Annotated in this window: 24 protein-coding genes; 18 read left to right on the forward strand and 6 right to left on the reverse strand. The window is 72.5% G+C overall.

The features are described 5' to 3' along the window. Nucleotides 1-60: 60 nt before the first annotated feature. The 13 genes from dnaJ to era all read left to right on the forward strand — a co-directional run bounded on the left by dnaJ (nt 61) and on the right by era (nt 12,748). Nucleotides 61-1,203: a molecular chaperone DnaJ gene (gene dnaJ, locus ACIP82_RS08055; RefSeq protein WP_363607486.1), complete on the forward strand. Its 1,143-nt coding sequence runs from the start codon at nt 61-63 to the stop codon at nt 1,201-1,203. A gap of 185 nt (nt 1,204-1,388) precedes the next feature. Then, entirely contained in the window at nt 1,389-2,138 is a 750-nt protein-coding gene (locus ACIP82_RS08060) for a 16S rRNA (uracil(1498)-N(3))-methyltransferase (RefSeq protein WP_400652001.1), read from the forward strand. A gap of 116 nt (nt 2,139-2,254) precedes the next feature. Then, entirely contained in the window at nt 2,255-5,503 is a 3,249-nt protein-coding gene (locus ACIP82_RS08065; RefSeq protein ID WP_400652004.1) for a PDZ domain-containing protein, read from the forward strand. Between the two features lie 215 nt (nt 5,504-5,718). After that, complete coding sequence (locus ACIP82_RS08070; RefSeq protein ID WP_363607244.1) at nt 5,719-6,072, forward strand: histidine triad nucleotide-binding protein; 354 nt, start codon at nt 5,719-5,721, stop codon at nt 6,070-6,072. 4 nt (nt 6,073-6,076) lie between these two features. Then, a complete protein-coding gene (locus ACIP82_RS08075; RefSeq protein WP_363607243.1) occupies nt 6,077-7,000 on the forward strand; it encodes a ribonuclease Z in 924 nt (307 codons plus the stop codon). Nucleotides 7,001-7,290: 290 nt separating this feature from the next. Further along, on the forward strand, nt 7,291-8,310 hold the full coding sequence (locus tag ACIP82_RS08080) for a PhoH family protein (RefSeq protein WP_363607251.1): 1,020 nt from the start codon (nt 7,291-7,293) through the stop codon (nt 8,308-8,310). Nucleotides 8,311-8,324: 14 nt separating this feature from the next. After that, nucleotides 8,325-8,819: an rRNA maturation RNase YbeY gene (gene ybeY, locus ACIP82_RS08085; protein WP_363439878.1), complete on the forward strand. Its 495-nt coding sequence runs from the start codon at nt 8,325-8,327 to the stop codon at nt 8,817-8,819. Nucleotides 8,820-8,838: 19 nt separating this feature from the next. Beyond that, nucleotides 8,839-10,164 carry a hemolysin family protein gene (locus ACIP82_RS08090; protein WP_363607241.1) on the forward strand — a complete coding sequence of 442 codons (1,326 nt, stop codon included), beginning with the start codon at nt 8,839-8,841 and terminating at the stop codon, nt 10,162-10,164. A 32-nt stretch (nt 10,165-10,196) separates the two neighbouring features. Continuing rightward, a complete protein-coding gene (locus ACIP82_RS08095; protein WP_363607239.1) occupies nt 10,197-10,433 on the forward strand; it encodes a hypothetical protein in 237 nt (78 codons plus the stop codon). Nucleotides 10,434-10,506: 73 nt separating this feature from the next. Further along, nucleotides 10,507-11,046, forward strand: a complete 540-nt coding sequence (locus ACIP82_RS08100; RefSeq protein WP_363607238.1) for a DUF4383 domain-containing protein — start codon at nt 10,507-10,509, stop codon at nt 11,044-11,046. A 52-nt stretch (nt 11,047-11,098) separates the two neighbouring features. Further along, nucleotides 11,099-11,452 (forward strand): cytidine deaminase, encoded by a 354-nt coding sequence (locus ACIP82_RS08105; protein WP_363607236.1) that lies wholly within the window; start codon nt 11,099-11,101, stop codon nt 11,450-11,452. A gap of 143 nt (nt 11,453-11,595) precedes the next feature. Next, on the forward strand, nt 11,596-11,757 hold the full coding sequence (locus ACIP82_RS08110; RefSeq protein WP_363607234.1) for a hypothetical protein: 162 nt from the start codon (nt 11,596-11,598) through the stop codon (nt 11,755-11,757). A 61-nt stretch (nt 11,758-11,818) separates the two neighbouring features. Next, a complete protein-coding gene (era, locus tag ACIP82_RS08115) occupies nt 11,819-12,748 on the forward strand; it encodes a GTPase Era (protein WP_363607233.1) in 930 nt (309 codons plus the stop codon). Nucleotides 12,749-12,827: 79 nt separating this feature from the next. Here era and ACIP82_RS08120 read toward each other — a convergent pair whose 3' ends face one another. Next, entirely contained in the window at nt 12,828-13,094 is a 267-nt protein-coding gene (locus ACIP82_RS08120; protein ID WP_400652013.1) for a protealysin inhibitor emfourin, read from the reverse strand. A 79-nt stretch (nt 13,095-13,173) separates the two neighbouring features. After that, the gene (locus ACIP82_RS08125; RefSeq protein ID WP_363607229.1) at nt 13,174-14,193 is read right to left on the reverse strand and encodes a M4 family metallopeptidase; all 1,020 of its coding nucleotides are present in this window, start codon (nt 14,191-14,193) and stop codon (nt 13,174-13,176) included. A gap of 327 nt (nt 14,194-14,520) precedes the next feature. On the opposite strand from ACIP82_RS08125, the gene leuA reads away from it, so the two are divergent. From leuA to ACIP82_RS08145, 4 genes are all read left to right on the forward strand, one after another. Next, nucleotides 14,521-16,317: a 2-isopropylmalate synthase gene (gene leuA, locus ACIP82_RS08130; RefSeq protein WP_363607228.1), complete on the forward strand. Its 1,797-nt coding sequence runs from the start codon at nt 14,521-14,523 to the stop codon at nt 16,315-16,317. Between the two features lie 251 nt (nt 16,318-16,568). After that, entirely contained in the window at nt 16,569-17,261 is a 693-nt protein-coding gene (locus tag ACIP82_RS08135) for a TerB family tellurite resistance protein (protein ID WP_363607226.1), read from the forward strand. A gap of 231 nt (nt 17,262-17,492) precedes the next feature. After that, nucleotides 17,493-18,239 (forward strand): DNA repair protein RecO, encoded by a 747-nt coding sequence (gene recO / locus ACIP82_RS08140; protein ID WP_400652018.1) that lies wholly within the window; start codon nt 17,493-17,495, stop codon nt 18,237-18,239. Between the two features lie 4 nt (nt 18,240-18,243). Then, nucleotides 18,244-19,116, forward strand: a complete 873-nt coding sequence (locus ACIP82_RS08145; RefSeq protein ID WP_400652020.1) for an isoprenyl transferase — start codon at nt 18,244-18,246, stop codon at nt 19,114-19,116. A 58-nt stretch (nt 19,117-19,174) separates the two neighbouring features. On the opposite strand, the gene ACIP82_RS08150 is transcribed toward ACIP82_RS08145, so the two are convergent. From ACIP82_RS08150 to ACIP82_RS08165, 4 genes are read right to left on the reverse strand one after another with little or no spacing between them, the layout of a single operon-like run. Beyond that, on the reverse strand, nt 19,175-19,585 hold the full coding sequence (locus ACIP82_RS08150) for a Fur family transcriptional regulator (RefSeq protein ID WP_363607222.1): 411 nt from the start codon (nt 19,583-19,585) through the stop codon (nt 19,175-19,177). A gap of 35 nt (nt 19,586-19,620) precedes the next feature. Beyond that, entirely contained in the window at nt 19,621-20,541 is a 921-nt protein-coding gene (locus ACIP82_RS08155; RefSeq protein ID WP_400652024.1) for a metal ABC transporter permease, read from the reverse strand. After that, nucleotides 20,538-21,302, reverse strand: a complete 765-nt coding sequence (locus tag ACIP82_RS08160; protein WP_363607219.1) for a metal ABC transporter ATP-binding protein — start codon at nt 21,300-21,302, stop codon at nt 20,538-20,540. The genes ACIP82_RS08155 and ACIP82_RS08160 overlap by 4 nt, the downstream gene beginning before the upstream one ends. Before the next feature lie 17 nt (nt 21,303-21,319). Continuing rightward, complete coding sequence (locus tag ACIP82_RS08165) at nt 21,320-22,273, reverse strand: metal ABC transporter substrate-binding protein (protein WP_400652028.1); 954 nt, start codon at nt 22,271-22,273, stop codon at nt 21,320-21,322. Between the two features lie 200 nt (nt 22,274-22,473). Here ACIP82_RS08165 and ACIP82_RS08170 point away from each other — a divergent pair, with 200 nt between their 5' ends. Beyond that, nucleotides 22,474-23,856, forward strand: coding sequence for a glycine--tRNA ligase (locus ACIP82_RS08170; protein ID WP_363607215.1), 1,383 nt, complete (start codon nt 22,474-22,476; stop codon nt 23,854-23,856). Nucleotides 23,857-23,910 lie beyond the last annotated feature (54 nt).

Raw genomic sequence — 23,910 nt, forward strand, 5'->3', positions numbered from 1 at the left:
CAGACCGATGGTGGTACCCAGTCGCAAGCACTACTACAGGCGGAACAAGCGGAGCATTTGGTGGCCACGGACTACTACGCGGTACTCGGCGTCCGACGGGATGCGGGGCAGGACGAGATCAAGAAGGCGTTCCGGCGCCTGGCGCGCGAACTGCACCCGGACGTCAACCCGGACCCGAAGACGCAGGAGCGGTTCAAGGAGATCAACGCCGCCTACGAGGTGCTCTCCGACCCGCAGAAGCGTCAGGTCTACGACCTCGGCGGGGACCCTCTCTCGCCCAACGGCGGCGGAGGCGCGGGCGGCTTCGGCGCGGGCGCGGCCGGTTTCGGCTTCTCCGACATCATGGACGCCTTCTTCGGCGCCGCGGCCGGCCAGCGCGGCCCGCGCTCGCGGACCAGGCGCGGCCAGGACGCCATGATCCGGCTGGAGATCACCCTGGAGGAGGCCGCCTTCGGCACCACCAAGGAACTCCAGGTCGACACGGCCGTCACCTGCACCACCTGCAGCGGGGAGGGCGCCGCGCCCGGCACCTCCGCGCAGACCTGTGACATGTGCCGCGGCAAGGGCGAGGTCTCCCAGGTCACCCGGTCCTTCCTGGGCCAGGTCATGACCTCCCGCCCCTGCCCGCAGTGCCAGGGCTTCGGCACCGTCGTGCCGACCCCGTGCCCGGAGTGCGCGGGCGACGGCCGGGTCCGCGCCCGGCGCACCCTGACGGTCAAGATCCCGGCCGGTGTCGACAACGGCACCCGCATCCAGCTGGCCGGCGAGGGCGAGGTCGGCCCCGGTGGCGGCCCCGCCGGCGACCTGTACGTCGAGATCGCCGAGACCACCCACACGGTGTTCCAGCGACGCGGGGACGACCTGCACTGCACGGTCACCATCCCGATGACGGCCGCCGCGCTCGGCACCCAGGTGCCGCTGCAGACGCTGGACGGCCTGGAGGAGCTCGACATCCGGCCCGGCACCCAGTCCGGCCAGTCGATCCCGCTGCACGGCCGGGGCATCACCCACCTGCGCGGTGGCGGCCGGGGCGACCTGATAGTGCATGTCGAGGTGCAGACGCCCACCAAGCTCGACGCCGAGCAGGAGGACCTGCTCCGCCGCCTCGCCGTGCTGCGCGGCGAGGAGCGGCCGTCCGGCCAGTTCGCGCCCGGCCAGCAGGGGCTGTTCTCCCGGCTGAAGGACGCGTTCAACGGGCGCTGAGGCGCCCGCAGGAGTGTGCAAGCACCACGAGGGGCGGGGGGGGGGGGGGGGGGGGGGGGGGGGCCGCGCGCCCCGCCCCCCCCCCCCCCCCCCCCCCCCCCGCCCCGTTCGCGGCCGCCGGCCCGCGCGGGGTCTCCCGCGCCGGCCGTCCGCCGGCCCCGTACCAGTCCCGGAGGGAAAGCCCCATGACCGCGCCCGTGTTCGTCGTCGAGACCGAGCGGATCGCCGCCGCCGTGCCCGGTGCGGTGGTCCGGCTGGACGGTCCCGAGGGGCGGCACGCCGCCGCCGTGAAGCGGCTGGAGCCGGGGGAGGCGGTGACGCTCGCGGACGGGCTGGGGCTCGGCGTGGACGGCACCGTCGCGGCGGTGCACGGCAAGGACGCCATCGAGGTGACCGTGGCCGCCGTCCGCCGGGAGCCCGAGCCGGCGCCGCGGATCGTCGTCGTCCAGGCGCTGCCCAAGGGCGACCGCGGCGAGCTGGCGGTGGAGACCATGACCGAGGTCGGTGTCGACGTGGTGATCCCGTGGGCCGCCTCCCGCTGCATCACCCAGTGGAAGGGCGACCGCGGCGCCAAGGCGCTCGCCAAGTGGCGGGCCACCGCCCGGGAGGCCGGCAAGCAGTCCCGCCGGCTGCGCTTCCCCGAGGTCCGCGACCCGATGACCACCCGGCAGCTGGCCCCCGTCCTGGCCGGCGCCGCGCTCGCCGCCGTGCTGCACGAGGAGGGCACCCAGCCGCTGGCCGCGGCCGCGCTGCCCGCCGCCGGGGACATCGTGCTGGTGGTCGGCCCCGAGGGCGGCGTCTCGCCGGAGGAGCTGGCCGCCTTCGCCGAGGCCGGGGCCGCGCCCTACCGGCTCGGCCCGTCGGTGCTGCGCACCTCCACCGCCGGGGTCGCCGCCGGGGCCCTGCTGCTCGGCCGCAGCGGCCGCTGGGGCTGACCGGCGGGATCCGCCGGGCGGGTCGCGGAGGGTCGTGGCGGACCCGGTGGGTCGCGGCGGGTCGTGGTCCGTAAAAACCGGGGCGCGATGCCAGGGTCGGTGCCTAGGCTGACCGCGTGAGCGAACCTCGGAGCACCCCAGCGGGCGCGTACCTGCGCCACCCTCATCTGCACGGTGACCTGATCACCTTCGTCGCCGAGAACGACGTCTGGCTGGCCCCGCTGGACGGCGGCCGGGCCTGGCGGCTGACGGCCGATCACGTTCCGGTCCGCCGGCCGCGGTTCTCCCCGGACGGGCGGCACATCGCCTTCACCTCCACCCGGGACGGCGCGCCCGAGGTGCACGTCGCGCCGGTGGACGGCGGCCCGTCGCGCCGGCTGACGTACTGGGGCAGCGGCCAGACCCAGGTCCAGGGCTGGACGGCCGACGGCCGCCCGGTCGCCACCACCACCGCCGGGCAGGCCACCCTGCGCCGCACCTGGGCGCACGCGGTGCCGCTGGACGGCGGCGAGCCGGTCCGGCTGCCGTACGGGCCGATCGGCGGCCTGGCCCAGGAGCCGGGTGGGGAGCGGACGCTGCTGGTCTCGGCGTTCGGAGCGGAGCCCGCCTGGTGGAAGCGGTACCGGGGCGGCCGGGTCGGCAAGCTCTGGATCGGCCGGGACGAGTTCGCCCGGGTGCACGAGGCCCTGGACGGGCACATCGAGTCCCCGCTCTGGGTCGGCGGGCCGGACGGCTCCCGGATCGCCTTCCTCTCCGACCACGAGGGCGTCGGAGCGCTGTACTCCAGCCTTCCGGACGGCGGCGACCTGCGCCGCCACACCACCTCCCCGGACGGCTTCTACGCGCGCGGCGCCGCCACCGACGGCAGCCGGGTGGTCTGGCACAGCGCGGGCGACCTCTGGCTGCTGGACGACCTCGAAGGCGCCGAGCCGCGCCGCCTGGACATCCGGCTGGCCGGGCCGCGGGCCGGCCGCCGCCCCCGCCCGGTGGCGGCCGCGCACTGGCTGGAGAGCGCCGCCCCGGACCGCACCGGCCGGGCCGGCGCCGTGGTGGTGCGCGGCAGCGTGCACTGGCTGACCCACCGCGAGGGCCCGGCCCGGGTGCTGGCCGAGACGCCCGGGGTCCGCGGCCGGCTGGCCCGGGTGGTGCCGGGCGAGGACGGCGGGCAGGGCGTGCTCTGGGTGACGGACGCCGAGGGCGAGGACGCCCTCGAGTACGCCCCGGCGGTACTGGGCACCGAGCGCCGCAGGCTGGCCGCCGGGCGGCTGGGCCGGGTGCTCGGGCTGGAGGTCTCGCCGGACGGCAAGCAGGCGGCGGTCGCCGCGCACGACGGCCGGGTGCTGCTGGTCACGCTCGCCGACGGCACCGTGCACGAGCTGGCCCACAGCCGGGACGGCGAGGTCAGCGGGCTGGTGTTCAGCCCGGACTCGGCCTGGCTGGCCTGGTCCCGGCCGGTCCCCGGCCTGGGGTCGTGGTCGCTGCGGCAGATCGCGCTGGCCAACCTGGCCACCCGGACGGTCGGCGAGGTCACCCAGCAGCGGTTCGTCGACACCTCGCCGGCCTTCACCGCCGACGGGAAGCACCTGGCGTTCCTCTCGGTGCGCAGCTTCGACCCGGTCTACGACTCGCACGCCTTCGACCTGTCCTTCCCGAACGGCTGCCGCCCGTACCTGGTCACGCTGGCCGCCGACACACCGTCGCCGTTCGGGCCGCAGCGGGCCGGCCGCCCGGTCGGAGGCGAGGAGGAGGAGCCCAAGGGAAAGAAGGCGGACGGCGAGGAGGGCGCCGCCGACGCACCGCCCGCCACCCGGGTCGACCTGGACGGCATCGCCGACCGGATCGTGCCCTTCCCGGTCGAGGGCGGCCGGTTCGGCGACCTGAAGGCCGCCAAGGACGGCGTGCTCTGGACCAGGGTCCCGCTGATCGGTGAACTCGGCGACGAGGCGGCTTCGCTGGAGGACGAGCGGCCGCGCCCCACGCTGGAGCGGTTCGACTTCCGCAAGCGCCGCGCCGAGCAGCTGGTGGACGGCCTCGACTCCTTCGAGGTCAGCGGCGACGGCACCCGGCTGGCCGTCCTGGACGAGGGCGAGCTGCGGATCCTGCCCGCCGACCACAAGGCGTCCGGCGAGGACGACGAGATCGGCGTCGACCTCGCCCGGCTGCGGGTGACCGTCGATCCGGCGGCCGAGTGGCGGCAGATGTACGAGGAGAACGGCCGCCTGATGCGGGACAACTTCTGGCGTCCGGACCTCGGCGGGGTCGACTGGGCCGGCGTGCTGGAGCGCTACCGGCCGCTGCTGGACCGGCTCGGTTCGCACGACGACCTGGTGGACCTGCTCTGGGAGGTGCACGGCGAACTGGGCACCTCGCACGCCTACGTCCTGCCGCGCGGCATCCACGCCGAAGCCGCCCGCTGGCAGGGGCAGCTGGGCGCCGACCTGGTCAAGGACGGGGACGTCTGGCGGATCGCCCGCATCCTGCCCGGCGAGTCCTCCGACCCGCGGGCCCGCTCGCCGCTGGCCGCGCCGGGCGCCGCCGTCCGCCCGGGGGACGCCGTCCTGGCCGTCAACGGCCGCCCGGTGGACGCGGTCACCGGGCCCGCACCGCTGCTGGCCGGCACCGCCGGGCAGCCGGTCGAGCTCACCGTGGCGGGCAAGGACGGCACCGACCAGCGCCACCCGGTGATCGTCCCGCTCGCCGACGAGGAGCCGCTGCGCTACCACGACTGGGTGGCCGGGCGGCGGGTCGCGGTGCGCGAGCTGTCCGGCGGGCGGCTCGGCTATCTGCACATCCCCGACATGCAGAGCGCCGGCTGGGCCCAGATCCACCGCGATCTGCGGTCGGAGATGGCCAAGGAGGGCGTGATCGTCGACATCCGGGAGAACCGCGGCGGCCACACCTCGCAGCTGGTGATCGAGAAGCTGGCCCGCCGGATCGTCGGCTGGGACGTCGCCCGGGACATCGCCAGCCCGGTGCCGTACCCGGGCGACGCCCCGCGCGGACCGATCGTGGCGCTGGCCAACGAGTTCTCCGGTTCGGACGGCGATGTCGTCAACGCCGCCATCCAGGCGCTCGGGCTCGGTCCGGTGGTCGGCACCCGGACCTGGGGCGGTGTGATCGGCATCGACAGCCAGTACAGCCTGGTCGACGGCACCCTGGTGACCCAGCCCAAGTACGCGTTCTGGACGGAGGGTTACGGCTGGGGCGTGGAGAACCACGGGGTCGACCCGGACGTCGAGGTGCCGATCGCCCCGCACCAGTGGGCGGCGGGGGAGGACCCGCAGCTGGCCGAGGGCGTGCGGATCGCCCTGGCCGCGCTGGCCGAGACCCCGGCGAGGACCGCGCCGCCGCTGCCCTGGGAGTGACCGCCGGGCGCTCCGGCGGGGGACCGGCCCGGTCGGTCCCCCGCCGGGGGCGGTGCGGCCGCAGGACTACCAGCAGGCGACCGGGCGGCTCGGCTAGCATGCGGCCGTACGCCCGGACGGCGAACGCCCCGGCGGCGCACCCGCCGGCGGCGGACGCCCCGACACCGCAAACCCCGACACCGCAAGCCCCGACCTGCGAACACGAGGAGACCCCGATGGCCGGCGAGCCGCAGCCCGACTGCCTGTTCTGCAAGATCGTGGCGGGCGAGATCCCGGCCACCGTGGTGCGCAAGACCGAGCGCACCCTCGCCTTCCGGGACATCAGCCCGAAGGCCCCGACCCACGTCCTGGTCATCCCGCACGTCCACTACCCGAACGCCGCCGCCCTGGCCGCCGCCGAGCCGGAGATCGCCGGTGAACTGCTCGCCGAGGCCGGCGAGGTGGCCAGGGAGGAGGGCATCGAGGACTACCGGCTGATCTTCAACACCGGTGCGGGCGCGGGCCAGACCGTCTTCCACGCCCACGTCCACGTGCTCGGCGGCAAGCCGATGACCGAGCGCATGGTCTGACGACGTGTCGCAGCGCGAACTCGTCGTCCTCGGCACCGCTAGCCAGGTGCCCACCCGGCACCGCAACCACAACGGCTACCTGCTGCGCTGGGACGGCGAGGGCCTGCTGTTCGACCCCGGCGAGGGCACCCAGCGCCAGATGCTGCACGCCGGGGTCTCCGCCACCCAGCTCACCCGGATCGCCGTCACGCACTTCCACGGCGACCACAGCCTGGGCCTCGCCGGGGTCATCCAGCGGATCAACCTGGACCGCGTCCCGCACCCGGTGGACGTCTACTTCCCGGCCTCCGGCGAGGTCTACTTCGAGCGGCTGCGGTACTCCACCGCCTTCCACGAGACGGCCGTGCTGCGCCCCCGCCCGATCGAGGAGTCCGGCCCGCTGCCCGCGCCCGGTGCCCGCTTCGCGCTGGACGCCGTCCGGCTCTCGCACCCCGTCGAGTCCTTCGGCTACCGGCTCACCGAGCCCGACGGCCGCCGGCTCGTCCCCGAGCGGCTCGCCGCCTTCGGCATCGCCGGCCCGGACGTCGGCCGGCTCCAGCACCACGGCGTGATCGAGGCGGACGGCCGGCGGATCACCCTGGACCAGGTCAGCGAACCCCGGCCCGGGCAGCGGTTCGCCTTCGTGATGGACACCCGGCTCTGCGAGGGCGTCCACGAACTCGCCGAGGGCGCCGACCTGCTGGTCATCGAGTCGACCTTCACCGACGCCGACACCCGGCTCGCCGAGGACCACGGCCATCTCACCGCGGGCCAGGCCGCCAAGGTCGCCGCCGAGGCCGGGGTCCAGACCCTCGTCCTGACCCACTTCTCGCAGCGCTACCCCGACCTCGGACAGCATCTCGCCGACGCCCGCAAGCACTTCGACGGCACCGTGGTGCTCGCCGAGGACCTCACCCGGGTACCCGTACCGGCCAGACGCCGGCCGTGACCGGACGCGAGCGGGCCCGGGCCCGGCCGGAAAACCGCTCGCGCCGTCCCCCGATCTGCCGCAGCATCGACGCGTGCGGCCCCGCCGCCCGCCGCAGCGATCACGCTCGCGGCGTACCCTGGTGCCCCGGAGAGACCGAGCGGCACCACGAGACACGGATGGGATGAGGCAGGCCCCAGCGCCGACCTATGAGTGACACATCGCAGACCCGTACGAACGGACTGTCGCGCCCCGAACCGGCCGACGACGACCGCACCAGCGCCCGGATCGTCATCCCCGAGAAGCATCCGATGGTCACCCTGCTCGGCACCGCGGACTCGCTGCTGCGCGTGATCGAGCGGGGCTTCCCCGCCGCCGACATCCACGTCCGCGGCAACGAGGTGACCGCCACCGGGGAGCGCGCCGAGGTCGCCCTCGTCCAGCAGCTCTTCAGCGAGATGATGCTGGTGCTGCGCACCGGCCAGCCCCTGACGGAGGACTCGGTGGAGCGTTCCATCGCCATGCTCCGGAGCGCCGTGGACAATCCGGACAGCCCGGCGCCGTCCCAGGTGTTCACCGCGAACATCCTGTCCAACCGCGGCCGCACCATCCGCCCCAAGACCCTCAACCAGCAGCGTTACGTCGAGGCGATCGACCGGCACACCATCGTCTTCGGCCTCGGCCCGGCCGGTACCGGCAAGACCTACCTCGCGATGGCCAAGGCCGTCCAGGCCCTCCAGGCCAAGGAGGTCAACCGGATCATCCTGACCCGCCCGGCCGTCGAGGCGGGGGAGCGGCTGGGCTTCCTGCCCGGCACCCTCTTCGAGAAGATCGACCCGTACCTGCGCCCGCTCTACGACGCGCTGCACGACATGATGGACCCGGACTCCATCCCCCGCCTGATGGCCGCCGGGACGATCGAGGTCGCCCCGCTCGCCTACATGCGCGGCCGTACCCTCAACGACGCCTTCATCATCCTGGACGAGGCCCAGAACACCTCGCCCGAGCAGATGAAGATGTTCCTCACCCGCCTCGGGTTCAACTCCCGGGTGGTGGTCACCGGCGACACCAGCCAGATCGACCTCCCGGGCGGCACCCGCAGCGGCCTCAAGGTCGTCCAGGAGATCCTGGCCGACGTGCCCGACATCCACTTCTCCGTCCTCACCAGCACCGACGTGGTCCGCCACAAGCTGGTCGGCCGGATCGTGGACGCGTACGAGCGCTGGGACGCCCGGCAGGAGACCGACGAGAACGTTCCGTCGGCCCCCCGCAAGCCCACCCAGCGGCGCGGCTCACGCGCACCCCGACAGTCCCATCGCACCGAAAGCTGAGTAACCAGCCCGTCATGTCGATCGACATCGCCAACGAGTCCGGTTGGGACGCTGACGAGGAAGCCATCCTCGACGTCGCCCGCTACGCACTGGACAAGATGCGGATCCACCCGCAGTCCGAACTGTCCGTGATCCTGGTGGACGGTGCGGCGATGGAGGAGCTGCACATCCAGTGGATGGATCTCCCGGGCCCCACCGATGTGATGTCCTTCCCCATGGACGAGCTGCGCCCCGGCAAGGAGGGCGAGGAACTGCCGCAGGGCCTGCTCGGCGACATCGTGCTCTGCCCCGAGGTCGCCGAGCAGCAGGGCAAGGCGGCCCCGTCCAAGCACTCGATGGACGAGGAGCTGCAGCTGCTCACCGTCCACGGGGTGCTGCACGTCCTCGGTTACGACCACGAGGAGCCCGAGGAGGAGGAGGAGATGTTCGCCCTCCAGAAGCGGATCCTGGACGACTGGCGGGCGGGCCGCGGCCTCGGCGGCATCTCGCCGGCCCCCACCACCCACTGAGCGGGGAGCCCGAACCCCTGTGAGTGGTGAGAGTACGAGCTTCATCATCGGTGCCGTGCTGCTCGTCGTCCTCGGCTGGCTGGCCGCGTGCGCCGAGGCGGGCATCTCCCGGGTCTCCCGGTTCCGGGCCGAGGAGGCCGTCCGGGCCGGGCGGCGCGGCTCGGCCCGGCTGCTGACCCTGGCCTCCGACCCGATCCGCTACCTCAACCTGGCCACCCTGATCCGGGTGGCCAGCGAGATGGCCGCGGCCGTCCTGGTCACCGTGGTCTGCGTGCGCAACCTGGAGACCACCTGGCAGGCCGTGCTGCTGGCGTTCGGTGTGATGGTGCTGGTGTCCTTCGTGGCGGTCGGCGTCTCGCCGCGCACGATCGGGCGCCAGCACCCGCTGACCACCGCCACCGCGGCCTCCTTCGTGCTGCTGCCGCTGGCCGGCGTCCTCGGCCCGATCCCGCGGCTGCTGATCCTGCTCGGCAACGCGCTCACCCCGGGCAAGGGGTACCGGGAGGGGCCGTTCGCCTCCGAGGCGGAGCTGCGGGCGCTGGTGGACCTCGCCGAGAAGAACGACGTGATCGAGGACGAGGAGCGCCGGATGGTGCACTCCGTCTTCGAGCTCGGTGACACCATCGTGCGCGAGGTGATGGTGCCGCGCACCGACCTGGTGATGATCGAGCGGCACAAGACCGTCCGGCAGGCGCTCACCCTGGCGCTGCGCTCCGGCTTCTCGCGCATCCCGGTGGTCGGCGACAACGAGGACGACGTGGTCGGCATCGTCTACCTCAAGGACCTCGTGCGGCGCACCCACATCAACCGGGACGCCGAGTCCGAGGAGGTCGGCGACGCGATGCGGCCGGCCGTCTTCGTCCCGGACTCCAAGCCGGCCGCCGACCTGCTGCGCGAGATGCAGCAGCGGCGCTCGCACGTGGCGATCGTGATCGACGAGTACGGCGGCACGGCCGGGCTGGTCACCATCGAGGACATCCTGGAGGAGATCGTCGGCGAGATCACCGACGAGTACGACCGGGAGATCGCGCCGGTCGAGGACCTCGGGGACGGCTCGTACCGGATCACCGCCCGCCTGCTGGTCGAGGACCTCGGCGAGCTGTTCGGCATCGAGCTGGAGGACGAGGACGTCGAGACCGTCGGCGGCCTGCTGGCCAAGCACCTCGGCCGGGTGCCGATCCCGGGCTCGTCCTGCGAGATCCCGCTGCCCGAGGACGCGGCCACCGGCCTCACCGCGATCAGGCTCACCGCCGAGAGCTCGGCCGGGCGCCGCAACCGCATCGGCTCCATGGTCGCCATCCCGGTCCGCGGGGCGGGCGAGGGCACCCCGGAGGCCGGCGAGTAGCGGGGGTGCCGCAGCGGGGCGACGATGGCGTCATGACTCATCTACTGCGTGCGGAGTACGGCCCGCAGGGGCGGTCGGCCGGGGCGAGGTCCTGGCACGTCGTCCGGGCCGCCGAACCCGCGACGGCCCTCTGCGGCCGCACGATGGACACCGACGCCGAGACGCGGCCGGAGGAGGAGTGGGGTACCGGCCTGCGGTGCTGCCAGCAGTGCGGCTCGCTGTACATGCACGAGGTGCCGCACATGCAGGGGGAAAACCCGTACAGCTAGGCCCGCCGTGCGCGGCTCCGGGAGCGGAGTAGCGTGGAGTGCGGCCGTCTGACGTCCCATGGTGGAGGTCACCATGAAGCTGCAAGACGAACTGCCCGTCGACCACCGGCTCGCCGTGGTCTGGCGGATCGGCGCGGGGCTCGGCGGGATCTTCCTGATCGTGTTCGGGATCCTGGGGCTGCTGAACCATCCGGGCTTCCTGTCCACCCACGGCAACGAGGTGGCCGGGCTGTCGACCAACGGGGCGCTGAGCATCCTCTCCATCGTGATGGGCGGTGTCCTGCTCGCCGGTGCGATGATCGGCGGGAACTTCGCCTCCAACCTGAACATGGCGGTCGGCGGGCTCTTCGTGCTCTCCGGCTTCTACGGTCTGACGGTGCTCGGCCGGCCGGAGGCCAACATCCTCAACTTCCGCATGTCCAACGTGCTGTTCGCGTTCATCTTCGGGCTGGTCGTGCTGAGCTTCGGCATGTACGGCAGGGTCAGCAGTCATCTGCCGCACGACAACCCGTACTGGCGCCGGCGCAGTGACGAGGAGGAGCCGATGCCGTCCGGGCCGAAGACCTTCGTCAAGGTCATGAAGCCGGGGCCGTCCAACCCGATCGGCCACTGACGGCCGGGAGCGGCGGGTTTCCGCCCGGGGGCCACGCCCTATGCTCGGCGGCATGAGTGACATCGTCGAGCTCGACCCCGAAGACAAGAAGATCATCACCCTGGCCCGCTCCGCCCGCGCCCGCAACGGCGTCCCGGAGGGGGCCGCGGTGCGCGACGAGACCGGCCGCACCTATGTGGCCGGGACGGTGGCGCTGGAGTCGCTGCGGCTCAGCGCGCTCCAGACGGCGGTGGCGATGGCGGTGGCCAGCGGCGCGAAGTCGCTGGAGGCGGCGGCCGTGGTGAGCGCGGCGGAGCAGCCCGCCGAGGCCGACCTGGCCGCCGTGCGGGACCTCGGCGGCGCCGGGACGCCGGTGCTGCTGGCCGGGCTGGACGGGGCGCTGAAGGTGGCGGCCGAGGCCCGCTGAGCGGCGTTGCCGAAAGGCGCCCGGGTGGGGACCCGGGCGCCTTTCGCATGAGCGGTGGCACCGGCCGAAGGCCCACCAAATTCGGCGGATAATCTCACCGGGGACGGGGTCGGGGTGAGGGTCGTGCCGAGGGGGCTGGGGAGATGGGGCCGTTCGCGTTCTTCGCGGGGCTGCTGCTGGGCGTGATGGGGATGGGCAAGTGGCAGGAGACCGGCTCGCCGTACTGGCTCTGGGGCTCGGTCGCGTTCCTGTCGCTCGTGCTGATCATGGGATTGGCCTCGCTGCGCGGCGGCAGGAAGGGCTGACCGCGGGCCCGGCGGGGCGGCCGGTCCGTTCCGGTCCCGGTGATCAGGGAGAATGGAGCACATGAGTGCCCCTTCCTCCTCGTACCGCTCCGGCTTCGCGTGCTTCGTCGGCCGGCCCAACGCGGGCAAGTCGACCCTGACCAACGCCCTGGTGGGGACGAAGGTCGCGATCACCTCCGACCGCCCGCAGACCACCCGGCACACCGTTCGCGGCATCGTGCACCGCCCGGACGCCCAGCTGATCCTGGTCGACACGCCCGGCCTGCACAAGCCCCGCACCCTGCTCGGCGAGCGGCTCAACGACCTCGTCCGCAGCACCTGGGCCGAGGTCGACGTGATCGGCTTCTGCCTCCCCGCCGACCAGAAGCTCGGCCCCGGCGACAAGTTCATCGCCAAGGAACTCGCCGAGATCAAGAAGACCCCCAAGGTGGCCATCGTCACCAAGACCGACCTGGTCGACTCCAAGCGCCTGGCCGAGCAGCTGATCGCCGTCCACCAGCTCGGCGAGGAGCTGGGCATCGAGTGGGCCGAGATCATCCCGGTCTCGGCGGTCGGCGGCAAGCAGGTGGAGCTGGTCGCCGACCTGCTCACCAAGCTGCTCCCGGAGGGCATGCCGCTCTACCCGGACGGCGACCTCACCGACGAGCCCGAGCAGATCATGGTCGCCGAGCTGATCCGGGAGGCCGCGCTGGAGGGCGTCCGGGACGAACTGCCGCACTCGCTGGCCGTGGTGGTCGAGGAGATGCTCCCGCGCGAGGACCGCCCGGCGGACCGCCCGCTGCTGGACATCCACGCCAACGTCTACGTCGAGCGGCAGAGCCAGAAGGCGATCGTGATCGGCGCCAAGGGCTCGCGGCTCAAGCACGTCGGCACCACCGCCCGCAAGCACATCGAGGCGCTGCTCGGCACGCCCGTCTACCTGGACCTGCACGTCAAGGTGGCCAAGGACTGGCAGCGCGACCCGAAGCAACTGCGCAAGCTGGGCTTCTGAGCCACCGGCCGTGAGGGCCCGTCCGGACACCGTCCGGGCGGGCCCTTCGCATGGCGGAACGATGGTCGCCGCGCCGGTGCTACGCGCCCTCGCGCAGCACCAGCGAGACCAGCTCGCGTTGCGACTCGGTGAGTTTCGGGTCGGCGCAGTGCACCGTCCGGCCGTCGACGGTGATCTCGTAGTGGAAGCCGTCCGGCACCCCGTACGAGGGCGACCGCAGCCCGCCCGCGACGGCCTCGCGGGCGAGCGCGTGGACGTGCGGGGCGTCCGTACGCTCGGTGGTGTCGAGCTCCGCGCGGCGGACGTGTCCCGCGAGGCCGCCGGTCCGGGTCACCTGGATACGCATGGTGTCCATGGTGCTACGCAGGGATGGCGTTTGCCGGGCTTTTCCCGGACCGTGACCTTAGGGAGAACCTAAGCGCGGCTCAACCCGTGCTGATGCCGACCTGCGCCCAGGCCGCCGTCACGGTGTCGGCCACCGAGTGGTCGGGATAACGGCTCGCGGCGGCCGCGACGGTGGCCCGGGCGAAGGTGGCGAAGTCGGCGTCGGCGGGCAGGTGCCCGCCGGTCAGCGTGTCGTACCAGATCCGCCCGGCGCGCTCCCAGGCCGGGCCGCCGAGGGCGGTGGCGAGCAGGTAGAAGGCGTGGTTGGGGATGCCGGAGTTGATGTGCACGCCGCCGTTGTCCCCGGCGGTGTGGACGTAGTCGCGGAAGTGGGCCGGCTGCGGGTCCTTGCCGAGCCGGGGGTCGTCGTACGCGGTGCCGGGCGCCCTCATCGAGCGCAGCGCCACGCCCTGGACACCGGGCGCGAGCAGCCCGGCGCCGATCAGCCAGTCCGCGGCGGCCGCGTCCTGGTGCAGCGCGTACTGCTTGACCAGCGAGCCGAACACGTCGGAGACGGACTCGTTGAGCGCGCCGGGCTGGTCCTGGTAGTCCAGGCCGGCGGTGAACTGGGTGACACCGTGGGTGAGTTCGTGGCCGATCACGTCGACGCAGGCGGTGAAGTCGCCGAAGATCACGTTGTCGCCGTCGCCGAACACCATCCGGTGCCCGTCCCAGAAGGCGTTGTCGTAGTCCCTGCCGTAGTGCACGGTGGCGTCCAGGCGCAGGCCCTGGTCGTCGATCGAGCGGCGGCCGTAGACGTCGGCGTACAGCGCGAAGGTGGCGCCGAGGCCGTCGTAGGCGTGGTTGACGGACTGGTCGGAGACGGGGCTCTGGCCCTCCCGGCGGACGGTGCGGCCGGGCAGTCGCTCGGCGTGCCCGGCGTCCGCGATCACCCGCTCCAGGCGGGCCGGGCCGGGTTGCGCCGGAAGGGCGGTGAGGCGGGCCGTGCGGTGCACGGCGTCCAGGGCGAGTGAGCGGGCGGCGGGGGCGTGACCGTCCTCGGCGAGGCGGTCCAGGACGTACGGCGGCACGATCGCGCAGAGCGGCGCTATACCTGTCATGTGACCAAGGGTGAGGCAACAGTGACGTGTTGTCACCGGTGCGGACGAAAATACCCGCCGTCTCAAGGGGTGGAAAGGTGGGTGGGCTCGCTTCGGGGGCGCGCGGCCCTGGGTTACGCTGGGGAACATCATGCGCAACGGGCTGCTCCTTCTTAGCTGCCGCGTCGAGGGCCTGTAGTCCACTGGGGCCGGCTCCCTCGCCGCGGGGATGTGCTGCGCGTTGAATCGGTCGGCCCGACGAGGGGCCGCGAGCGGCAGCAGGCCGGCCAGTCGGGTGTTCATCCACCCCGACCAGCCCCGCACCACAGGAAGCCGAGAGTCACCTCCATGACCGAGCAGAACTCCACCGCGTCCGTCCCCGCCGCCCGCGCCTTCGCCGGCCGCCCGACCCCGATCACCGCCGCCACCGCGCGCCAGCGGCCGTCGGGGATGCGCCACGGCCGCTACCTGCCGTTCGGCACCGTCGACCTGCCGGACCGCACCTGGCCGTCGAAGGTGATCACCAAGGCGCCGCGCTGGCTCTCCACCGACCTGCGGGACGGCAACCAGGCGCTGATCGACCCGATGTCCCCGGCCCGCAAGCGCAAGATGTTCGACCTGCTGGTCGCGATGGGCTACAAGGAGATCGAGGTCGGCTTCCCGTCCTCCGGCGCCACCGACCACGCCTTCGTCCGCTCGCTGATCGAGGAGGGGGCGATCCCCGAGGACGTCACCATCTCGGTGCTGACGCAGGCCCGCGAGGAGCTGATCGAGAAGACCGTCGAGTCGCTGGTCGGCGCCCCCCGGGCGACCGTCCACCTGTACAACGCGACCGCGCCGCTCTTCCGCCGGGTGGTGTTCCGCAACGACAAGGCGGCCACCAGGGCGATCGCCACCGACGGCACCCGGCTGGTGATGGAGTACGCGGAGAAGCTGCTGGGCGACGACACCGTCTTCGGCTACCAGTACTCGCCGGAGATCTTCGTCGACACCGAGCTGGACTTCGCGCTGGAGGTCTGCGAGGCGGTCATGGACGTCTGGCAGCCCGGCGAGGGCCGCGAGATCATCCTGAACCTGCCGGCCACCATCGAGCGGGCCACCCCGAACGTCCAGGCCGACCAGTTCGAGTGGATGTCGCGCAACCTGTCGCGCCGCGAGCACGTCTGCCTGTCGGTGCACCCGCACAACGACCGCGGCACCGCCGTCGCCTCCGCCGAACTGGCCTACATGGCGGGCGCCGACCGCATCGAGGGCTGCCTGTTCGGCCAGGGCGAGCGCACCGGCAACGTCGACCTGGTCACCCTGGGCATGAACCTGTTCTCCCAGGGCGTCGACCCGCAGATCGACTTCTCCGACATCGACGAGGTGCGCCGCACCGCCGAGTACTGCAACCAGATGGAGGTGCACCCGCGCCACCCGTACGCCGGCGACCTGGTGTACACCTCCTTCTCCGGCTCGCACCAGGACGCCATCAAGAAGGGCTTCGACACCCTGGAGGCGGACGCCAGGGCGGCCGGCGTGCCGGTGGAGGAGCACACCTGGGGCGTGCCGTACCTGCCGATCGACCCGAAGGACGTCGGCCGCACCTACGAGGCGGTCATCCGGGTCAACAGCCAGTCCGGCAAGGGCGGGGTGGCGTACGTCCTGAAGAACGACCACAAGCTGGACCTGCCGCGCCGGATGCAGATCGAGTTCTCCCGGATCATCCAGGCCAAGACCGACGCCGAGGGCGGCGAGGTCACCCCGGCCGCGATCTGGGCGGTCTTCCAGGACGAGTACCTGCCGACCACCGACAACCCGTGGGGCCGGATCGCGCTGAGCGGCTCGCGCAGCCTGACCACCGAGGACGGCCGGGACGCGCTGAGCGCCGAGGCCCAGGTGGACGGTGCGCCCGTCACCCTGACCGGTACCGGCAACGGCCCGGTCTCCGCCTTCGCCGACGCGCTGGCCCAGATCGGCGTGGACGTACGGGTGCTGGACTACGCCGAGCACGCGCTGAGCGAGGGCGGCGACGCCCAGGCCGCCGCGTACGTCGAGTGCGCCGTGGACGGCAAGGTGCTGTGGGGCGTGGGCATCGACGGCAACACCGTGCTGGCCTCGCTGAAGGCGATGATCAGCGCCGTCAACCGGGCGCAGCGCGGGTAGTTCGTACGAGTGGTAGTCGACGGGCCGTCCTCCGGGGCGGCCCGTCGCCGTCGAGGTCCGGGCTCCGGCGGGCGGTTGTGTCCTGCACCACATTTTTTCGTGACGGAAGCCGTTCGGGGTACTGACACGTGCCGGTAACCATGGCAGCATCGATCCACCGGAAAACCGGGTCGGTGGGACGGCCTCGGTGTCCGGTCGCGTGACCTGCCCATTGTTGAGCAGGCCGCCTGCCATGTCTGGGGAGTGGCGCCGTGACAGGGTTGTGGGGAGTCCGCCCGCGGTGGCGGACCGACGTTCTCGGTGACTTCTTCTGTCCAGGCTGCGGCGGGGACCGCAACTACCGCCGGCAGCACGGCCGGCGGTGGCTGCGGCTGCTGGGTACACCGGTGCTCCCGCTCGGCCCGGTCGTCGGCAGTGTGCAGTGCACCTCCTGCCGTGGCCGGTACGGGGTGGAGAGCCTCGAACAGCCCACCTGCGTCCGGCTCGGCGGGATGCTGCGGGACGCCCAGTACACGATCGCGCTCGCCCTGCTGGCGGCCGGCGGCACCGCGCACCGGGCGGCCCGCGAGGCGGCCTGTGCGGCCGTCCGGGAGGCCGGCTTCGAGGACTGCGGCGAGGCCCAGGTGCTGGCCGCGCTCGCCGCGCTCTCCGGCCTCGGCGGCGAACTCTCCGAGGCCCACGACCTGGGGGCACCGCCCGGCCGGGGGCTGGGGGAGGTCGGCGGCCTGGCCGCGGAACTGCACGCGGTGCTCGAACCGCTCGCCCCGTACCTGGCCCACCAGGGCCGGGAACGGCTGCTGCTGCAGGGCGCGGCGATCGCCCTGGCCGACGGGCGCTACCTGCCGCACGAGCGTGACGCGCTGGCCGCGGTCGGGCGCTGCCTCGACCTGCCGCAGGCGCGCGTCGGGGCGCTGCTGGAGGCGGCCACCCGCGCTCCGTACTAGGGCCCGGCGCCGCCCCGGCGCCGCCGCACGTGCGGCACCCCGAAGACGAGACCCTCGGCACCAGTCACCCTCAGACCCCCACAAACCGGGCCCACCCCCCTCCGGGCCCGCCGTGTCCCGCACCGACCGGTCACCCCCCCACGACCGCGGTGCGGGCACACGGCTGCCGTCGTTCCTGGGGGACAATGGGGGGATGTCCACACTGTTCGACGGCCGCGGCGAGGCCGTGGCATGAGCCTGTTCCGGGACGACGGCGTGGTGTTGCGGGCCCAGAAGCTCGGCGAGGCCGACCGGATCATCACCCTGCTCACCCGCCAGCACGGCAAGGTGCGCGCGGTGGCGCGCGGGGTGCGCAAGACCAAGTCCAAGTTCGGCGCCCGGCTGGAGCCGTTCTCGCACGTGGACGTCCAGTTCTTCAGCCGGGGGAGTGAGCTGATCGGCCGCGGGTTGCCGCTCTGCACCCAGGTGGAGACGATCGCCCCGTACGGCGGCTCGATCGTCACCGACTACGGCCGCTACACGGCCGGGACGGCCATGCTGGAGACGGCGGAACGGTTCGCCGAGAACGAGGGCGAACCGGCCGTCCAGCAGTATCTGCTGCTGGTCGGGGGGCTGCGGACGCTCGCCGCCGGGCTGCACGAGTCGCACCTGGTGCTGGACGCCTTCCTGCTGCGCTCGCTGGCCGTCAACGGCTACGGCGCGAGCTTCACCGACTGTGCCAAGTGCGGCCTGGACGGCCCGAACCGGTTCTTCTCGCTCCAGGCGGGCGGCGTGCTCTGCGGGGACTGCCGGGTCCCCGGATGTGCCGTACCCTCCCCTGAGACACTGGTACTGCTCGGGGCGCTGTTGTCAGGGGACTGGCAGACGGCCGACACCTGCGAGCCGAGGTACTGGCGGGAGGGCAGCGGCCTGGTCGCGGCCTATCTGCAGTGGCACCTGGAGCGGGGCATCCGCTCGATGAGATACGTGGAGAAGTGAGCACATGGCAGCGCGACGGCTCTTCGGCGGCGGCAAGCAGAGGGACTACCTCCCCCCGACCCCGCATCCCAGTGGAGCCCAGCCCCCCAAGATCCCCGGTGAGCTGGTCCCGGGCCACGTCGCCATCGTGATGGACGGCAACGGCCGCTGGGCCAAGGAGCGCGGGCTGCCGCGCACCGAGGGCCACAAGGTCGGCGAGTCCGTGGTGCTGGACGTGCTCAAGGGCGCGATCGAGCTGGGCGTGAAGAACATCTCGCTGTACGCGTTCTCCACCGAGAACTGGAAGCGCTCGCCCGACGAGGTGAAGTTCCTGATGAACTTCAACCGGGACGTCATCCACCGCCGCCGCGACGAGATGGACGCGATGGGCGTCCGGGTCCGCTGGGCCGGCCGGATGCCCAAGCTGTGGAAGAGCGTCGTCCAGGAGCTCCAGGTCGCCGAGGAGCAGACCAAGGACAACGACGCCGTGACGCTCTACATGTGCGTCAACTACGGGGGCCGGGCCGAGATCGCGGATGCCGCGGCGGCCATCGCGGCCGATGTCGCGGCCGGGAAGCTGGACCCGAAGAAGGTCAGCGAGAAGACCCTCGCCAAGTACATGTACCACTCGGACATGCCGGACGTGGACCTCTTCCTGCGCCCCAGCGGCGAGCAGCGCACCTCCAACTTCCTGCTCTGGCAGTCCGCGTACGCCGAGTTCGTGTTCCAGGACGTGCTCTGGCCGGACTTCGACCGCCGCGACCTCTGGCGGGCCTGCGAGCAGTACGCGATGCGCGACCGCCGCTTCGGCGGCGCGCAGCCCAACGAGCTCCCGGCCGACGGAACGGCCGACGAGACGGCCGACGAGACGGCCGCCGGGCTGCCCGCCCAGCGCTGACGCGGTACGCCGAAGGGCCCGTGGGACGTGTCCCACGGGCCCTTCGGCGTGGTGCGGATCAGATCTTCTTGGCGCACTCCGAGCAGGTGCCGAAGATCTCCAGGGTGTGCGCGATGTCGCTGAAACCGTGCTCCGCGGCGACCGAGTTGGCCCAGCGCTCCACGGCCGGCCCCTCGACCTCGACGGTCGCACCGCACTGCCGGCAGACCAGGTGGTGGTGGTGCCCGCTGCTGCACCGCCGGTAGACCGCCTCGCCGTCCGCGGTGCGCAGCACGTCCACCTCGCCCGCGTCGGCGAGCGACTGGAGGGTGCGGTAGACCGTGGTCAGACCGACCGAGTCACCGCGGTGCTTCAGCATGTCGTGGAGCTCCTGCGCGCTGCGGAAATCCTCGATCTCGTCCAGGGCCGCCGAGACGGCGGCACGCTGCCGGGTCGATCGGGCGCGCGGCGACGGGCCTGCGGTGGTCACCGTGGGTCCTCCTGGGGGTGTGGGCGTCGAACACCTCATTGTGCCAGCCCCGCCCCCCGGTCAGGACTGGTCGCGTCGGACGTACCGGGCCCGGGCAGTTGGACGTCGCAGACCTCCGGCCCGCGGTCGGCGGCGGTCCGGTGCCGGCGGCGGGCGAGCGGGGCGGCGATCACGCTGAACACCGCGAACACCGCGATGGCGAGCAGCACGATGGCCGGACCCGAGGGAACGTCCAGCTGGTAGGAGCCGGTGACGCCGGCCAGGGCGACCACCACGCCGAGCCCGATCGAGGCGGCCTGGGTGGCGGCGAACGAGCGGGTGAGCTGCTGGACGGCCACCACCGGCACCACCATCAGGGCGCTGACCAGCAGCAGCCCGACCACGCGCATGGCGACGGTGACGGTGACCGCGGCCATCACCGCGAGCAGCAGGTTGAGGAAGCGCACCGGGACGCCGGTCACCCGCGCGAAGTCCTCGTCCTGGCAGATCGCGAAGAGCTGGCGGCGCAGGCCCACGGTGACGGCGATGACCACGGCGCCGAGCGCCGCGATGGTGGCGAGGTCGGCGGGGGCGACGGTCAGGATGGAGCCCCAGAGGTAGCTCTCCAGGCTGCCGGCGCCGGCCTGGGCGGACATCGAGACCAGCAGCTTGCCGCAGGCCATGCCGCCGTAGAAGAGCATCGCCAGGGCGATGTCGCCGCGCTGGTTGCCGCGCGAGCGGACCAGCTCCATGGTGACGGCGCCGAGCACGCAGACCAGCACGGCCATCCAGACCGGGCTGGTCTGGAAGATGAAGCCGAGGCCGACACCGGTCATCGCGACGTGGCCCATGCCGTCACCCATCAGCGCCTGCCGCCGCTGCACCAGGTAGATGCCGACGGCGGGCGCGGTGACACCGACCAGGACGGCGGCGAGCAGGGCGCGCTGCATGAAGTCGTAGGAGAGCATCTCGGTCATGCGAGCAGCCTCGGCGGGGTGTGGTCGGCGTGCGGGTGGACGTGGTCGTGGCCGGGCAGGGCGTGCAGCCCGGTGTTCGGGACCGGCGGGCCGTCGTGTGCGACGCAGCCGTCGCGCAGCACCACCGCGCGGTCGATCAGCGGCTCCAGCGGCCCGAGTTCGTGCAGGACCAGCAGGACGGCGGCGCCGCGGCCGACCTCGGCGCGCAGCGTCTCGGCGAGCACCTGCTGGCTGGCGGCGTCCACCCCGGCCATCGGCTCGTCCATGATCAGCAGGTCGGGGGTGCCGACCAGGGCGCGGGCGATCAGCACCCGCTGCTGCTGGCCGCCGGAGAGGTCGGCGACGCCGTCGCCGGCCCGGTCCAGCATGCCGACGGCGGTGAGCGCGCGGTCCACCGCCTCGCGGTCCCGGCGGCGGAACGGCAGCAGCCGGTGCTGCGGCAGCCGTCCGGTGGAGACCACCTCGCGCACGGTGGCGGGGACGCCGGAGGCGGCGGTGGTGCGCTGCGGCACGTAGCCGATCCGGTGCCAGGCGCGGAACCTGGCGAACGGGGTGCCGAACAGCTCCAGGTCGCCGCGCTCCAGCGGGACGGAGCCGATCACGGTCTTGACGGTGGTGGACTTGCCGGAGCCGTTGGCGCCGAGCAGGGCGACCACCTCGCCGGGCCGCACCGTGAGGTCGATGCCGCGCAGTACGGGCCGGCCGCCGCGCGAGGCGACGGCGTCGCGGAGGCGGACGGCCGGGGGTATCGGGTCGTTCATGGCGTGCTGTCGTCCCGTCAGCCGGTGGTGGTGCCGAGCGCGGCCCGCAGGTTGGCGAGGTTCTGCCGCATCACCGTCAGGTAGTCGTCCTTCGAGGGGTCCTTGACGCCCTCCAGCGGGTCCAGGACGGCGGTCTTGAGTCCGAGGTCCTTCGCCACCGTCTCGGCGAGCTTGGGGCTGACCAGGGTCTCGAAGAAGATCGTGGTGACGCCGTTCTCCCCGGCGGCCTTCTGCACCTCGGCCAGCCGGGCCGGGGTGGGCTCGGACTCCGGGTCCACGCCGTTGATGGCGACCTGGGTGAGGCCGTAGTGCTCGGCGAGGTAGCCGAAGGCGGCGTGGCTGGTGACGAAGGTCCTGGTCTTCGCGTCCTTCAGGCCGTCCCGGAACTCCTGGTCCAGGGTGGTCAGCCTGCCGACCAGCTCGTCGGTGTTCTTCTGGTAGTCGGCCGCGTGCGCCGGGTCGGCCTTGGCGAACTCGGCGCCGACGCTCTTGGCGACCGCCGCGTAGCGGGTCGGGTCGAGCCAGATGTGCGGATCCCCGGCCGGGCCCTCGTGGTGGTGGCCGTCGGCCTCCTCGGTGTCCTCGTCGAGGTGGTGGTCGACCAGCGGGGCGGCGGCGGTGGCGTCGACCACGTGCTTGGCCTTGGACTGGTCGACGGCCTGGTCCACGGTGGGCTGGAGGCCCTTGAGGTAGACGATCGCGTCGGCCTTCTGGACGGCGCCGACCTGCTTGGCGGTGAGCTCCAGGTCGTGCGGCTCGACGCCGGCCGCGGTCAGATCGGTGACCTTGACGTGCTCGCCGCCGATCTGCGCGGCGAGGAACTCCATCGGGTAGAAGGAGGCGACGACATCCAGCTTGCCGTCCGTCCCCTTGGCACTGCTGCTCCCACCACAGGCCGTGAGCAGGAGGGCGGCGGAGAGGGCGGTGGCCGTCAGGGCTATGGAGCCGCGGGCATGTCGTCGGATCATCATGACAACCATTCTCATCTTCAGTGGAAATGATTGTCAACTCACTCGGGCGGCGTAGCGCCCGGGCCGCCGGACGCGGCGCGCCGCTGGTCGGGACGGCGATACCGAGTTGAACCCGGTACCCGTTCGGCCGGTAACCTGAGGTATTCGGGTACGCGCAACCAGCCGTGCCCTGACCGTGCCGTCGTACTGAAGAGAGCACTGTGGCCGCCGACAAGATCGAGACGATCGTCAGCCTGAGCAAGCGCCGTGGCTTCGTCTACCCCTGCAGCGAGATCTATGGCGGCACGCGTGCCGCCTGGGACTACGGACCGCTGGGTGTCGAGCTGAAGGAGAACATCAAGCGCCAGTGGTGGCGCGCGATGGTCCAGGCTCGGGAGGACGTCGTCGGACTCGACTCCTCGGTGATCCTCGCCCGTGAGGTCTGGGAGGCATCCGGCCACGTCGCCACCTTCAACGACCCGCTGACCGAGTGCCTCTCCTGCCACAAGCGCCACCGGGCCGACCACCTGGAGGAGAAGTACGAGGCCAAGCACGGCCACCTGCCGGCCAACGGCCTCAAGGACATCAACTGCCCCGACTGCGGCACCAAGGGCTCCTTCACCGAGCCCAAGGAGTTCTCGGGCATGCTGAAGACCCACCTCGGCGTCACCGAGGAGGCCGGCAGCCTGGCGTACCTGCGCCCGGAGACGGCCCAGGGCATCTTCACCAACTTCAAGGCCGTCCAGACCACCTCGCGCAAGAAGCCGCCGTTCGGCATCGCCCAGACCGGCAAGAGCTTCCGCAACGAGATCACCCCCGGCAACTTCATCTTCCGCACCCGCGAGTTCGAGCAGATGGAGATGGAGTTCTTCGTCAAGCCGGGCGAGGACGAGCAGTGGCACGAGTACTGGCTCCAGCAGCGCTGGGACTGGTACGTCGACCTCGGCCTGCGGACCGAGAACATGCGCTTCTTCGAGCACCCGAAGGAGAAGCTCTCCCACTACGCCAAGCGCACGGTGGACATCGAGTACCGCTTCAACTTCGGCGGCCAGGAGTTCTCCGAGCTGGAGGGCCTCGCCAACCGCACCGACTACGACCTGCGGGTGCACAGCGAGGCCTCCGGCCAGGACCTGAAGTACTTCGACCAGGAGTCCGGCGAGCGGTACTTCCCGTACGTCATCGAGCCGGCGGCGGGCCTCAACCGCGCCATGCTGGCCTTCCTGCTCGACGCCTACTTCGAGGACGAGGCGCCGAACGCCAAGGGCGTCCTGGAGAAGCGCGTCGGCATGCGGCTCGACCCGCGGCTGGCCCCGGTCAAGGTGGCCGTGCTGCCGCTGTCGCGCAACGCCGACCTCTCGCCGAAGGCCCGCGGCCTGGCCGCCGACCTGCGCACCGCGTGGAACGTCGAGTTCGACGACGCGGGCGCGATCGGCAAGCGCTACCGCCGCCAGGACGAGATCGGCACGCCGTTCTGCGTCACCGTCGACTTCGACACCCTTGAGGACAACGCGGTGACCGTGCGCGAGCGCGACACCATGTCGCAGGAGCGCGTCTCGCTCGACCAGGTGAAGTCCTACCTGGCCGCCCGCCTGATCGGCTGCTGACGACCGTCGGCTCCGGGAGCCCCCGTTCGCCCTCGGGCGGACGGGGGCTTCCTC

Origin of the sequence: Kitasatospora sp. NPDC088548, assembly GCF_044753005.1 — a bacterium.
In the GTDB taxonomy this organism is placed as follows: Bacteria; Actinomycetota; Actinomycetes; order Streptomycetales; family Streptomycetaceae; genus Kitasatospora.

Excerpts from the sequence above, each read along its gene's own strand:
- ACIP82_RS08070 (WP_363607244.1), top strand. The coding sequence starts at position 5,719 with ATGGCCGGCGAGCCGCAGCCCGACTGCCTGTTCTGCAAGATCGTGGCG.
- ACIP82_RS08160 (WP_363607219.1), bottom strand. The coding sequence starts at position 21,302 with ATGAACGACCCGATACCCCCGGCCGTCCGCCTCCGCGACGCCGTCGCC.
- ACIP82_RS08155 (WP_400652024.1), bottom strand. The coding sequence starts at position 20,541 with ATGACCGAGATGCTCTCCTACGACTTCATGCAGCGCGCCCTGCTCGCC.
- ACIP82_RS08145 (WP_400652020.1), top strand. The coding sequence starts at position 18,244 with ATGGCAGCGCGACGGCTCTTCGGCGGCGGCAAGCAGAGGGACTACCTC.
- ACIP82_RS08060 (WP_400652001.1), top strand. The coding sequence starts at position 1,389 with ATGACCGCGCCCGTGTTCGTCGTCGAGACCGAGCGGATCGCCGCCGCC.
- ACIP82_RS08110 (WP_363607234.1), top strand. The coding sequence starts at position 11,596 with ATGGGGCCGTTCGCGTTCTTCGCGGGGCTGCTGCTGGGCGTGATGGGG.
- ybeY (WP_363439878.1), top strand. The coding sequence starts at position 8,325 with ATGTCGATCGACATCGCCAACGAGTCCGGTTGGGACGCTGACGAGGAA.
- ACIP82_RS08120 (WP_400652013.1), bottom strand. The coding sequence starts at position 13,094 with ATGCGTATCCAGGTGACCCGGACCGGCGGCCTCGCGGGACACGTCCGC.
- era (WP_363607233.1), top strand. The coding sequence starts at position 11,819 with ATGAGTGCCCCTTCCTCCTCGTACCGCTCCGGCTTCGCGTGCTTCGTC.
- ACIP82_RS08125 (WP_363607229.1), bottom strand. The coding sequence starts at position 14,193 with ATGACAGGTATAGCGCCGCTCTGCGCGATCGTGCCGCCGTACGTCCTG.
- recO (WP_400652018.1), top strand. The coding sequence starts at position 17,493 with ATGAGCCTGTTCCGGGACGACGGCGTGGTGTTGCGGGCCCAGAAGCTC.
- leuA (WP_363607228.1), top strand. The coding sequence starts at position 14,521 with ATGACCGAGCAGAACTCCACCGCGTCCGTCCCCGCCGCCCGCGCCTTC.
- ACIP82_RS08165 (WP_400652028.1), bottom strand. The coding sequence starts at position 22,273 with ATGATGATCCGACGACATGCCCGCGGCTCCATAGCCCTGACGGCCACC.
- ACIP82_RS08100 (WP_363607238.1), top strand. The coding sequence starts at position 10,507 with ATGAAGCTGCAAGACGAACTGCCCGTCGACCACCGGCTCGCCGTGGTC.
- ACIP82_RS08095 (WP_363607239.1), top strand. The coding sequence starts at position 10,197 with ATGACTCATCTACTGCGTGCGGAGTACGGCCCGCAGGGGCGGTCGGCC.
- ACIP82_RS08105 (WP_363607236.1), top strand. The coding sequence starts at position 11,099 with ATGAGTGACATCGTCGAGCTCGACCCCGAAGACAAGAAGATCATCACC.
- ACIP82_RS08080 (WP_363607251.1), top strand. The coding sequence starts at position 7,291 with ATGGTCACCCTGCTCGGCACCGCGGACTCGCTGCTGCGCGTGATCGAG.